Source organism: Rothia sp. HMSC062H08 (genome assembly GCF_001810775.1).
GTDB lineage: Bacteria > Actinomycetota > Actinomycetes > Actinomycetales > Micrococcaceae > Rothia.
This window is the reverse complement of the sequence record NZ_KV802651.1, coordinates 126,536-138,498: the sequence shown is the minus strand read 5'-3', so window position 1 is coordinate 138,498 and position 11,963 is coordinate 126,536. Positions and strand designations below refer to the sequence as shown.

Sequence of the window (11,963 nt, the reverse complement as noted above, 5' to 3'; positions counted from 1 at the left end):
TTGTGAACCCCGTCTGTTCTCGCGCTTTATGGCGTGGGGCAGGCGGGGTTTGCCGCGTGTCGTGCAAAATCTTGGGGTGGACTAGTGCACTTAGCGCAAAAGTGAACAACAGGTTACATTGAGATTACAACTTGACGCTTCTCTCCCCTACAATTAGACGCGGAGCATGGTGCCCTCTGGCATTGTGCGCAGCCTAGCGAAGAGGATCAGAGAGAGATATGGCACCGCTGGATTCCCCCTCCATCTACTACTCGGCACGACGTTTTGACGCGGTCAACAGCATTGACCGCGCCCCCGCGAACACTGCGGATATTGTTGCTTCTGGCGCACTGATTTGGCGCATGCGCGATGGTGCGCTTGAGGTTCTGATTATTCACCGCCCCCGCTATGATGACTGGTCCTGGCCTAAGGGCAAGCAGGATCCGGGCGAGTCCCTGGCTGAGACCGCTATTCGTGAGATTCGCGAAGAGGTCGGTCTGCAGGTTGTTCTGGGTGTGCCCCTGGCGGTGACTTCCTACCCGGTGGGCGGTCGTCCCAAGGATGTTTTTTACTGGTCTGCTGAGCTTCCGGAAGGCTCCCGCGCCCTGGCGGATGAGGGTGAAGTGGATGAGCTGCGCTGGGTGACCACCGATGTGGCTCGCGCGCTGCTGACTAACCAGGATGACCTGGCACCCCTGGAATCCCTGGAGGCTCTGGCTGAGGCGGATGCGCTGCGCACCCGCCCGATTCTCATTGCCCGCCATGCGAAGGCTAAGCCTCGTTCGAACTGGGCTGCTGCTGAGGATGACCGTCCGCTCGCGGCGACCGGCAAGCGTCAGGCGTTGGCCTCTAGCCGTCTCTTTGCGGCGTGGGCTCCGAGCCGTATTATTTCTTCCCCGTGGCTGCGTTGCGTTCAGACCGTGACCCCGTACTCGGTGGATTATGGTGTGTCGGTGAAGGAGAAGAAGTCCCTATCGGAGGCGGGCGCTCAGCGTCACCCGGCACGTACTGCCCGCACCGTGGCGTCACTGTTCGATAAGGATTCTTCGTCCCTGCTGTGCACTCACCGCCCGGTGCTGCCCCAGGTGATGGATGTTCTGCGCGAGTACCTGTTGGAGGGCTCCGCGGAGGTTCTTCCGGCTGAGGACCCGTACCTGGAGCCTGGCGATGCCCTGGTTCTGCAGGTGACCGAGGGCGATAACCCGCGTATTGTCTCGGTGGAGCGAGTACGCGCGGCTCTGGACTAACATCCATATACTTTGATCTTCTAACGGTGAGCGCGCTGGGCTTTATGCTCAGCGCGTTTGCTCTACCTGCGCCCGTTCGAGGGTTTTACAATAGAGGGGCGGTTGATTTGTGGCCGTCTCTCACGTCTACTAACAGGATTCAAGGTTTTTCTTATGACTCACGCAATCCCCACCCCTTACGAAGATCTTCTGCGCGAAATCCTCGAGGAGAACAAGGACGCCATCGCGGCGGATGCGCAGCGTTCCGACCGTACCGGCACCGGCACTTTCGGCGTGTTTGGCCGTCAGATGCGTTTTGACCTGCGTGAGTCGTTCCCGCTGATTACCACCAAGCGCGTGCACTTCAAGTCTGTTGCCATTGAGCTGCTGTGGTTCTTGCGCGGTTCCTCGAATGTGCGTTGGTTGCAGGAGCGCGGCGTGACCATTTGGGATGAGTGGGCTGATGAGAACGGCGATTTGGGTCCGGTGTACGGCGTGCAGTGGCGTTCGTGGCCGACCCCCGATGGTGGCACGATTGACCAGATTGCGAAGGTTATTGATTCGTTGAAGAATAACCCGGGCTCGCGCCGTCATATTGTGTCGGCGTGGAACCCTGCCGAGGTGGACAATATGGCGCTTCCGCCCTGCCACGCACTCTTCCAGTTCTACGTGCACGAACGCGCGGACGGTGTGAAGGAGCTGTCCTGCCAGCTGTACCAGCGTAGCGCGGACATGTTCCTGGGCGTGCCCTTCAACATCGCCTCGTACGCGCTGCTGACCTACCTGATTGCGCAGGAGGTAGGCATGGAGCCGGGCGAGTTCGTGTGGACCGGCGGCGACTGCCACATCTACTCGAACCACCTGGAGCAGGTGAAGAAGCAGCTGGGTTACGGCACCGACCCGGAGGGTAACCCCTACCCGCCGCGTGAGCCGTACCCGTACCCGAAGCTGGTCATTAAGACGAAGAAGCCTTCTATTTTCGATTACGAGTATGAAGACTTTGAGCTGGTGGATTACAAGCACCACCCCGGTATTGCCGCCCCGATTGCGGTCTAATTGCAGGTAACGAGGAGGCATGATGTTTCGTCTGGGCGCTATTTGGGCTCAAACTGATGCCGGCATCATTGGTCGTGACGGGGATATGCCCTGGTACGCGCCGGAGGATTTGGTGCACTTCAAGAAGGTGACGCTGGGCGCTCCGGTGATTATGGGTCGCCGCACCTGGGAGTCGTTCCCGCCGCGTTTTCGCCCCCTGCCGGGCCGTACGAATATTGTGATTAGCCGTTCGGTTACCGAGGCGGAAGAACGCGATGGTGCCCTGTGGGTTCCTTCGCTGGATGCGGCGCTGTACGCGGCTCGTGACGCTGCGGGCGCGCCGGTCGAAGCTAGCCCCGCAGATACCGCTGCGGTTGATGCTTGGATTATTGGTGGCGGCTCCGTCTACGCGGAGGCGCTCTCCCGCACCGATCTGCCCGCCTTCGGTCGGGTGAAGACGGTGGAGCGGACCCACTTCTACTGCCAGGAAGGTAACGAGATTACCGGCGATACGCGAGCGCCCGAACTGCAGCTTGCAAATTCTGCGGGCAGTTGCGAGGGCAGCTCACCAAACGGGTGCTGGCGGGTCACCTCCGAGAGTGCATGGGAGAATAGCGAGAAGGGTTACCTGCTCGATGAGTCGGGCACGAAGAACCCCATGTACTTCTCGTTCCAGCGGCTCGAACGTATCTAGTTCAAGCTTCCCTCATTCACTCGCTGATATAGACATGCATTTCAAGCCTGCGGCTGCTCCACCCGGAGTATCGCGGGCTTGAGTGTTTAATGCGCCTCCCGGTGCCCCGGTAATAAACCCCGCCTCTTCACACGGTATTCCGTTCCGAATATCAAATTTTTTGTACGGTGTTAGTCCGCACCCGCCAGCCTGAGAGTACACTGGGAACCATGAACTTTAATCCCGGTGACTCTGTAGGTTTTGTTGGCTGGCGCGGCATGGTGGGCTCCGTCCTCATGAAGCGCATGGTTGAGGAAGGCGACTTCGAGGGCATTACCCCCATCTTCTTCACTACCTCTAATGTTGGTGGCGCTGCGCCCACCTTCGACGGCGTAATTGAGCCGTCCGAGCTGAAGGACGCATACGACATTGATGAGCTGCGTAAGCACTCGATTATTGTGACCGCTCAGGGCGGTAGCTACACCGAGGCTGTGCACCCGAAGCTGCGTGCAGCCGGCTGGGACGGCCTGTGGATTGACGCCGCTTCCACCCTGCGCATGAACGATGACTCCATCATCGTGCTGGACCCCATCAACCGCGACGTCATCGACCGCGGCCTGGCATCCGGCGTGAAGGACTTTGTCGGCGGTAACTGCACCGTCTCCTGCCTGCTGATGGGTCTGGGTGGCCTCTTCAAGAACGACCTGGTCGAGTGGGCAACCTCCATGACCTACCAGGCAGCGTCCGGCGGCGGCGCCCGCCACATGCGCGAGGTGCTCGCACAGTTCCGCGACCTGGGCAACGAGGTCTCTGAGGAGCTGAACGACCCCGCATCCGCAATTCTGGACATCGACCGCAAGATCCTTGCTAAGCAGCGCTCCGGTGAGCTGGATTCCTCCCAGTTCGGTGTGCCGCTCGCAGGCTCCCTGATTCCTTGGATCGACTCGGATCTGGGTAACGGCCAGTCTCGTGAAGAGTGGAAGGCTGAGGTTGAGACCAACAAGATTCTGGGCCGTTCCGACGATAACAAGATCACTATGGACGGTCTGTGCGTCCGTATCGCTGCGATGCGCTCGCACTCTCAGGCGCTGACCATCAAGCTCAAGAAGGATCTGCCGCTCGAAGAGATTGAGCGCATCATCGCTGAGGACAACCCCTGGGTTCGCTTCGTGCCGAACGAGCGTGAGGCTTCCATGGAGCAGCTGACCCCCGTGGCTGCTTCCGGTTCTCTGGAAATTCCGGTTGGTCGCGTGCGTAAGCTCGCGATGGGCCCCGAGTACATTAGCGCGTTCACCGTGGGTGACCAGCTGCTGTGGGGTGCTGCTGAGCCGATTCGCCGCATGCTGCAGATTGCTATTGGCAAGCTCTAAAGCTTACTGACGAGCTAGACAAAAGCCCTCGCTCCCATTCTTATCGGATGGGTGCGGGGGCTTTTTATGTCTGCGTATAGCTTGCGCGGACCGGATTAGCGCGGGCTGGGTTAGCGCTGGTTTGCGGTAGCCGCCTTACGTTCTGCCTTGCGTGCGGCTTTGCGTTCCTTACGTTGCTGTCGCCAGGCGCGGTAGCGGTACCAAGCGGTGAGCACCACGTGCTTCATGAAAATATTGGCGCGGCGTGCCCAGGTGAATTCAGTACCCCAAATTCCCAGGCCGATGAAGATGAACAGCCAGCCGGGGCCGGGGGTGACGAGCATAATCAGTCCGGCGATAAAGCAGAAGGCGCCCACGCCGATGACGAGGGGCTTGTAGAGATGACGCATGACCGGATGCGCGTGCATGCGCTCCTTGCGGGCTTCGAGCCAGCGGTGGAAACGACTGGTTTCGCTTTCCTTGACTTCATCTTCGAGGGTTTTCAGGGTTGGTCCTTCCAAACGTGCCGTAGGTGAGTTTCACCGGGCGGCGGTGGTTAGAGAATAGCACCTACCGCTGGGCGACGGCTGTGAAAGATTTCTTCATGTTGAGATTTTTCCGTCATCTTCAAAATTTTTTCGTTTCAATAGTGTTCAAGTCGAAAGTACCTTTATACACTGTAAAGGAACAATTCGCCCGGCACTACGCCTAAACACTAAGGAAGCGACCCACTACCGTGTCCTCCTCACGTCCCGCATCAACGGACTCACCCCGCACCAACCCTGCTGCACCCGCTGGTACCTCTGTGCCCGCTACTGAACGCAACGCCGCCCCGACTCTCAACGAACGCCTCGAAAACCTGCCCTTCACCCGCGCCCACGGCAAGCTCCTGGGTATCTCGGGTCTCGGCTGGGCGCTGGACGCCATGGACGTCGGCCTCATCTCCTTCGTCATGGCGGCACTCATCAAGGAATGGCAGCTCAGCCCCACCGAAGCCTCCTGGCTCGGATCCATCGGATTCGTCGGCATGGCGCTCGGCGCAACCTTCGGCGGTCTACTCGCCGATAAGCTCGGCCGCCGCTACATCTTCGCCCTCACCCTGCTGGTGTACGGTCTGGCGACCGGCGCCTCCGCCCTGGCAACCTCCCTGGGTGTACTACTCGTCTTCCGTTTCTTGGTCGGTCTGGGTCTGGGAGCGGAACTTCCCGTGGCATCCACCCTGATTTCTGAGTTCTCGCCGCGCGCTATTCGCGGCCGCGTCGTGGTCGCTTTGGAGGCTTTCTGGGCTCTGGGCTGGATCCTCGCCGCTCTCATCGGCACCTTCATCGTTCCGCAGGCGAACGGCTGGCGCTGGGCACTTGCCATCGGTCTGATTCCCGCCATCTACTCGCTCGTGATCCGTATGGGCACCCCCGAGTCGGTGCGCTTCCTGGAGTCAGTCGGCAAGCACGATCAGGCACGCCAGATTGTTGAACGTTTCGAGGCGTCCCCTGCGCTCTTCTCCCGAACCAATAAGAAGCAGACCGAAGACACTTCCGTACACGGCGCGGCTGAAAGCGCCGACAACGCAGAATCCGCGAAGATTCACTCTATCTGGGCTGCAGGTCAGCGCCGTAAGACCATCGCCCTGTGCGTCATCTGGTTCTGCATCAACCTCTCCTACTACGGCGCGTTCATCTGGATTCCGGCACTATTGAACGCCCAGGGATTCAGCCTCGTGAAGTCCTTCGCGTTCACGCTCATCATGACCCTTGCCCAGCTGCCCGGCTACGCGGTCGCCGCCTACCTCATCGAAAAGTGGGGCCGACGCGCAACCCTGGCGACCTTCCTTCTCGGCTCCGCGCTGGCGGCGGCTGGCTACGGCATGGCGCACGCCGAGGTATTCATCATCCTCGCCGGATGCATGCTCTCCTTCTTCAACCTGGGTGCGTGGGGTGCCCTCTACGCCCTGAGCCCGGAAATCTTCCCGACCCACCTGCGCGGAACCGGCACCGGTGCCGCCGCCGGTATCGGTCGTATCGCCTCCATCGCGGCACCGCTCATTGTGCCGCCGCTGGTCGCATTCGGTGGAACCCCGCTACTCTTTGCGCTCTTCTCCACCGCGTTCCTGGTAGCGGCAACCACCGTGTTCTTCCTCCCTGAACGCCGCGGCGAATCCCTCTAAACGAGCGGCACGCCATACAATATGAGCTGTCCCTCCTGAACGCTCTTTCCGAGCAATCAGAAGGGACAGCCCATTTGTCATTTAAGCCCTCTAACCGTGCGCCACAACCTCAAACTATGAGAGGATACGTTCTATGCTCGATTCCTTCCTCTCCAACCCCTACCGCACAGAGTTCAGCCCCTGGCCCGTGAGCGAACACTACGCCACAGAACGCGCCGGCGGCGTGCCCGAAGCCATGCTGCTACCGGGCGAACTCACCGTGCACCGTGGCGACGGGGCAAAAATGAGCTACTACTTGGACTGGCCCGAGGAATTCAACGAATATACCCGCGCAATCACCCTGCGCCCGCGCACTAAGAACGGCTACCCGCAGGACTTTATGTTCACCGTCGCCGTACGCGACGGCCAAGCTGTCTTCACCGCAACCGCCCTCAGCTTCTGGGAGCAGCGCGACGGCCGCCCCTACGACCGTGAGCCCATCGCCCGCGGCTACGTGGACGTCGCCTCCTACGAATCCTGCGAGGAATACGCCGGCATTTCCGCCGCGCCCGCCCTCATCGGCTGGGATATCGCAGACCCCTACCCGGCACGCATGGCGCTCATCCGCGCCCTCTGCGAAGGAGTCGCCAGCAGCATCACGATGGGCACCCGAATCCTCGCGGACGGGCAGGTACAGGTCGACCACAAGGACGGGGATTTGCTCGCCCTACACGTAAACGCGATCAGCACCGTAGGCGGCATGGTCCGCGCCCTCATCATCGAGCAAGACCGCGTACCCAGCGGCGTATCTACCGGCACCTCCGAGCGTGCCGACCTGCAGACGCGCGCCTACTACGCCAACGTGCTCTCCCCCGTTCCCGGCGAGTTTGGAAATCTCGTCTGGTCCCACAGCGAGGACGCGGAATACTACCCGTACCGTCCCACGCGCCACAAGCCGATTTTCCACGCCCCCTGCCCGCCTCAGAAGCTTCCCCTGGCGATTCAGGTGCTGATGGAGCACCTGCCTGCCGCTCCGCTGGCTGCAACGCGCACAGCGCCCAAGCGCAGGCCCTACCTGCCGGGGCAGGCACGTATCTCCTCCCCTCGCCACTAGCTCAGCGGGTCAATACAACGCTTCGGGCGGCCTCTTTATCAGAGACCGCCCGAAGCGTTTATTCTGAAGCGTTTATTCTATGCGTCCTAGCGCTACGAAAGGCGAGAAGTTAAGCGTTTAGATTTCGCCGTTGACCACGACAGGCTCAGGCACCAGGGTCACGCCGAAACGTTCACGCACGCCGTCACGCACAGCGCGGGCGATAGCGAAGATATCCTCAGCGGATGCGCCGCCGCGGTTCGTAATCGCCAGGGTGTGCTTGGTCGACAAGCTCGCACGGCCCTGAGCAATCTCGCGGGACTCACCCTCCAGACCGAAGCCCTTCTCGAAACCTGCGTGCTGAATCAGCCAGGCAGCCGAGAGCTTCACATGATCGGAATCCTCGACACCCGCGGTGAACGGGGAAGTCTTCACGACCACTGGGAAGTTCGGGGCGCCCTCCGGCAGGGAATCCAGGGTCGAGCGCGGAACGATCGGGTTGGTGAAGAAGGAACCGGTGGAGAAGGTATCACGGTCCTCGGGGTTGAGCACCATGCCCTTGGAGCCACGCAGCTCCAGCACCTTCTGGCGTACCAGAGCGGATTCGGCGCGCTGACCGGGCTCAACGCCCAGGCTCCTCGCCAGCTCAGCGTAACGAATCGGGGAGGACAGGCTACCGAGGGTGAACTGGAAATCAACGGTCAGCACCACGTAGCGGGGCGAGCCGTTGACGGTTGCGCGCTTGAGCACCGAGTCGCGGTAGCCGAAGCGCAGGTCTGCGCTCGCGAAGGTCTTCCGAGTGTTCTTTTCGCGGTCCCAGGTGCGTACGGAGGCGATGAACTCGCCCACCTCAACGCCGTATGCGCCGACGTTCTGCACGGGGGTTGCACCCACGGTGCCGGGAATGCCGGAGAGAGCCGCGGGGCCAACCCATTCGTTCTCGATGCTGAGCTTCACGAAGTCGTCCCAGATGGTGCCCGCCTGCACGCGCACGTTCGCGCCGCCGCATGCGGGGATGGGCAGGACCTCTACGCCTTCGGAGGCGATGTGTACGACGGTTCCGTTGAAGCCTTCGTCGGAAACCAGCAGGTTGGAGCCGCCGCCCACGATGAGGACGGGTTCGCCTGCGGCGTCTGCAGCGGAGACTGCTTCGATAATTTCTGCTTCGGAGGTGGCGCGGACGTAGGTCTTAGCGGGGCCGCCTACCTGGGCGGTGGTCAGTTCGCTCAACAGCTTTTCAGTCATAGGTTAAGAATACCGGTCGTTGTGCGGGGTCAACACCCGCCACGCGTTAAAGTCACAAAAACCTTATGGTGATTTTGCCTTCATTTTCCGGCGCGCCTCCCACACAAAAGAAGCGCCACCACCCGCCGGCGAGCGCGCAGCCGAACACACAGCCGAGCATGCAAAAGCCCCGGCACCACCGCATCGCGGTAGCACCAGGGCTTTCACATAGCTACTTTCACGCGGTTATCTACCCGCACAGAAAAATCTATGCCGAGAGACGAACCACAGCCTGGCTCTTCATCAGAACCTTCTGTTCCTTGCCTTCCTCATCACGAGCGGTGACGGTCAGGTCAATGCGGGCGGTGCGCTCTTCCTCATTCAGGGCGCCCACCTTACCGCTGATGGTCAGGGCGTTCGTGGGGGTGTCGGGGTTTTCGCCGCCGGGTGCATCCGCCACGGGAACGGGCTTGGTGAATCGAGTCTGGTAGTCCACAATCGCACCGGGGTCGCCTACCCAGTCGCTCACAAGCTGCACTGCGGTACCCATGGTCAGCATGCCGTGAGCGATTACGCCGGACAGGCCCACCGACTGAGCGAAGCGCTCGTTCCAGTGAATCGGGTTGAAGTCACCGGATGCGCCAGCGTAACGCACCAGCGAGGCGCGGGAGAGCTCCACGGTACGCGAACCGATGTCCTGGCCCTTTTCAAGGTCTTCAAAACGCACCATTAGTTTTCCTCCTCAGCACGAACCAGCAGGGAAGAGATGCAGGTGGTGACCGGCTCGCCCTGCGCGTCAACGATTTCTTCGCGGGTGGTCAGCATTGCGCCGGCACCCATCACGCGCACGGAGTCCACGTGAACTTCGGTGCGCAGCTCATCACCGGCAACAATGGGGCGGTGATGGGTGAAGCGCTGGTCGGCGTGCACCACGCGGGAGAAATCAATACCGGCGGAATCGTCGTTGATGAGTGCCGCGTCAGCTGCCTGCGCCAGGATAATGGCGAAGGTCGGCGGGGCAATCACATCTGCGTACCCTGCCGCGCGGGCTGCCTCAACGTCGTGGTGGAGGGGGTTTTCTGCGTGAACTGCTCGGGCAAATTCGCGGATCTTTTCGCGACCGACAACGTAGGTGTTCTCGGACGGGTAGACCCTGCCCACAATCTCAGGGTTAATGCTCATGATTTCAGTCTACCGTTCTTGTGCACAGTGTTCAGCTCAAACGCACAGAGTGGACAGACCACTGTACAGGTAACCGGCGTGCAGGCGTGCAGTATTTCGTCGCATTTTTACCTGCTAGCGAAGGCCCCTACCCATCCAGCCCAAGCAGGCGTAGGCTGGACGGGTACCCGCAATCTATTTCAGAAGGAAAAGTTATGTCTTCCAACGTAAAAATTTCGGTGCTTGACCTGATGCCGCACCGCCCCGACCAGAGCCAGCACCAGACCATGCTCAACACCATCGATGCCGCCCGCGCGGCTGAGTCCTACGGCTACGAGCGTTTCTGGGTCGCCGAGCACCACAATGCCGGCTCCCTGCTGTCCTCGGCGACCGTCGTGGTCATGGCGGAGATCGCTGCCGCAACCGAGCGTATTCGCGTGGGTTCGGGCGGCATTATGCTCCCCAACCACGCACCCTACGTGGTGGCGGAGCAGTTCGGTACCCTCAACGCATTCCACCCCGGCCGTATTGACCTGGGTGTGGGCCGTGCGCCCGGCACCGACCCGATGACCGCCGCCGCTCTGCGCCGCGACGATTCTGCCGCCATGAGCTTCCCCGCCGAGGTGCAGCAGCTGCAGCGCTTCCTGGGCGAGCCCTCCCCCATGCACCGCGTGCACGCCATTCCCGGCCAGGGCTCGAAGGTGCCCCTGTACATTCTGGGTTCTTCCCTGTTCGGTGCGCAGCTTGCCGCACAGCTGGGTCTGCCCTACGCGTTCGCTTCGCATTTTGCGCCCGCAATGCTGCAGGAGGCGGTAGACACCTACCGCGCAAACTTCAAGCCCTCCGAGCACCTGGAACAGCCCTACGTCATGGTGGGTGCAACCGCAATGCTCGCCGATACCGACGAGCGAGCACGCTACCTGTACACGACCCAGCAGCAGCATTTCCTGGGCGTGGTGCGCGGCAATCTGTCTTTCGCACCTCCCGTGGAAGATATGGACGCCGTCTGGACCGACGCGGAGAAGATGCACATTGAACGCATGACCGCCGAAGCAATCGTAGGCTCCCCCGCCACCGCACAGGCTCGTATTGAGGACCTGGTGGCGCGCACGGGCGCTGACGAGCTCATCGTCATGACCGAGGCGTGGGAGCACGAGGACCGTCTGCGCTCCTACGAGCTGCTGTCCCAGCTGCCGGTGGTGCGCCGCGCCTCCTAACGCTTCGATCAGAGCATAAAGATGAAGCCCCCGAGTATTTTTCTCGGGGGCTTTGCTATATCCGGTATAGAGCCCGTGCACTAAGCGCCTGCAGACCGGGCTTTAGGCAAACAAAATAGGTAAAACAAAAAAGCCTGCCTCCGAAGAGACAGGCTTATCTGAGCCCCGACCGGGAATCGATCCCGGGACCTCCATCTTACCAAGATGGCGCTCTACCACTGAGCTATCGGGGCGTAGCGGTGGACGGGCTCGATCCGTCGACCTCACGATTATGAGTCGTGCGCTCTAACCAGCTGAGCTACACCGCCACATCATTAATACGTGCTCTCGCATGAATTAATGAGAGAGCCCCGACCGGGAATCGATCCCGGGACCTCCATCTTACCAAGATGGCGCTCTACCACTGAGCTATCGGGGCAACAGGTAAAACTATACAGGTCTTCACGAATGCTCGCAAGCGGAGAAGCTATGGCATACGCCACATTTATGCTTATCCGCTCTCCACACTGCCGCATGAGAGCCCAGCATTGACCAGGTATCACCACAACAGCTGATGCAAACACATCAACACACAAATACATAAAGACCGGCAGGAGAGCTCATCACTCCCCTGCCGGTCTTTGAATCATATGCAGATGACAAGGCTGCTAGCCGATAGCCTCAGCAAGCCCCTCATATCGCAGATTCAGGCTTAGCCGAAATCTTAGTAGCGCTTGCCGCGGCCGCCGAAGTCACGGCCACCGTCACGGTTACCGCGGTAGCCGCCATCGCGACGATTATCACGGCCACCGAAGTCGCGACCACCGAAGTCACGACGCTTGAAGTCGCGGTCACCGCCGAAGTCACGGCCACCGTCACGGTTA

General features: G+C 60.8%; 11 protein-coding genes and 3 tRNA genes. 7 read left to right on the top strand and 7 right to left on the bottom strand.

Annotated features, from left to right (window positions below; genetic code table 11):
• Positions 1-218: 218 nt before the first annotated feature.
• The 4 genes from HMPREF2765_RS00925 to asd all read left to right on the top strand — a co-directional run bounded on the left by HMPREF2765_RS00925 (position 219) and on the right by asd (position 4,283).
• Positions 219-1,226, top strand: a complete 1,008-nt coding sequence (locus HMPREF2765_RS00925) for an NUDIX hydrolase (RefSeq protein WP_070604062.1) — start codon at positions 219-221, stop codon at positions 1,224-1,226.
• 153 nt (positions 1,227-1,379) lie between these two features.
• The gene (locus HMPREF2765_RS00920) at positions 1,380-2,261 is read left to right on the top strand and encodes a thymidylate synthase (protein ID WP_005508344.1); all 882 of its coding nucleotides are present in this window, start codon (positions 1,380-1,382) and stop codon (positions 2,259-2,261) included.
• A 22-nt stretch (positions 2,262-2,283) separates the two neighbouring features.
• Positions 2,284-2,934 (top strand): dihydrofolate reductase, encoded by a 651-nt coding sequence (locus tag HMPREF2765_RS00915; protein WP_070604061.1) that lies wholly within the window; start codon positions 2,284-2,286, stop codon positions 2,932-2,934.
• Positions 2,935-3,143: 209 nt separating this feature from the next.
• Complete coding sequence (asd, locus tag HMPREF2765_RS00910; RefSeq protein WP_070604060.1) at positions 3,144-4,283, top strand: aspartate-semialdehyde dehydrogenase; 1,140 nt, start codon at positions 3,144-3,146, stop codon at positions 4,281-4,283.
• Between the two features lie 110 nt (positions 4,284-4,393).
• Here the strand turns inward: asd and HMPREF2765_RS00905 are convergent, their stop codons facing one another.
• Positions 4,394-4,783 carry a PGPGW domain-containing protein gene (locus HMPREF2765_RS00905; RefSeq protein WP_070604059.1) on the bottom strand — a complete coding sequence of 130 codons (390 nt, stop codon included), beginning with the start codon at positions 4,781-4,783 and terminating at the stop codon, positions 4,394-4,396.
• Positions 4,784-4,998: 215 nt separating this feature from the next.
• On the opposite strand from HMPREF2765_RS00905, the gene HMPREF2765_RS00900 reads away from it, so the two are divergent.
• The gene (locus tag HMPREF2765_RS00900; protein WP_070604058.1) at positions 4,999-6,426 is read left to right on the top strand and encodes an MFS transporter; all 1,428 of its coding nucleotides are present in this window, start codon (positions 4,999-5,001) and stop codon (positions 6,424-6,426) included.
• Between the two features lie 133 nt (positions 6,427-6,559).
• A complete protein-coding gene (locus HMPREF2765_RS00895) occupies positions 6,560-7,519 on the top strand; it encodes a hypothetical protein (protein WP_049341075.1) in 960 nt (319 codons plus the stop codon).
• 117 nt (positions 7,520-7,636) lie between these two features.
• Here the strand turns inward: HMPREF2765_RS00895 and HMPREF2765_RS00890 are convergent, their stop codons facing one another.
• The 3 genes from HMPREF2765_RS00890 to HMPREF2765_RS00880 all read right to left on the bottom strand — a co-directional run bounded on the left by HMPREF2765_RS00890 (position 7,637) and on the right by HMPREF2765_RS00880 (position 9,904).
• Positions 7,637-8,743, bottom strand: a complete 1,107-nt coding sequence (locus HMPREF2765_RS00890) for a UDP-N-acetylmuramate dehydrogenase (RefSeq protein WP_005504826.1) — start codon at positions 8,741-8,743, stop codon at positions 7,637-7,639.
• A gap of 247 nt (positions 8,744-8,990) precedes the next feature.
• Positions 8,991-9,452: a MaoC family dehydratase gene (locus tag HMPREF2765_RS00885; protein WP_005508334.1), complete on the bottom strand. Its 462-nt coding sequence runs from the start codon at positions 9,450-9,452 to the stop codon at positions 8,991-8,993.
• The gene (locus HMPREF2765_RS00880; RefSeq protein WP_005504824.1) at positions 9,452-9,904 is read right to left on the bottom strand and encodes a MaoC family dehydratase N-terminal domain-containing protein; all 453 of its coding nucleotides are present in this window, start codon (positions 9,902-9,904) and stop codon (positions 9,452-9,454) included. Before HMPREF2765_RS00880 ends, HMPREF2765_RS00885 begins: the two co-directional genes overlap by 1 nt.
• Positions 9,905-10,098: 194 nt before the next feature.
• Here HMPREF2765_RS00880 and HMPREF2765_RS00875 point away from each other — a divergent pair, with 194 nt between their 5' ends.
• On the top strand, positions 10,099-11,100 hold the full coding sequence (locus tag HMPREF2765_RS00875) for an LLM class flavin-dependent oxidoreductase (protein WP_005504823.1): 1,002 nt from the start codon (positions 10,099-10,101) through the stop codon (positions 11,098-11,100).
• A 161-nt stretch (positions 11,101-11,261) separates the two neighbouring features.
• Here HMPREF2765_RS00875 and HMPREF2765_RS00870 read toward each other — a convergent pair.
• The 3 genes from HMPREF2765_RS00870 to HMPREF2765_RS00860 all read right to left on the bottom strand — a co-directional run bounded on the left by HMPREF2765_RS00870 (position 11,262) and on the right by HMPREF2765_RS00860 (position 11,518).
• A tRNA-Thr gene (locus HMPREF2765_RS00870) sits at positions 11,262-11,333 on the bottom strand.
• A gap of 1 nt (position 11,334) precedes the next feature.
• A tRNA-Met gene (locus HMPREF2765_RS00865) sits at positions 11,335-11,408 on the bottom strand.
• 38 nt (positions 11,409-11,446) lie between these two features.
• Positions 11,447-11,518: transfer RNA gene (locus HMPREF2765_RS00860), tRNA-Thr, on the bottom strand.
• Between the last annotated feature and the right edge of the window lie 445 nt (positions 11,519-11,963).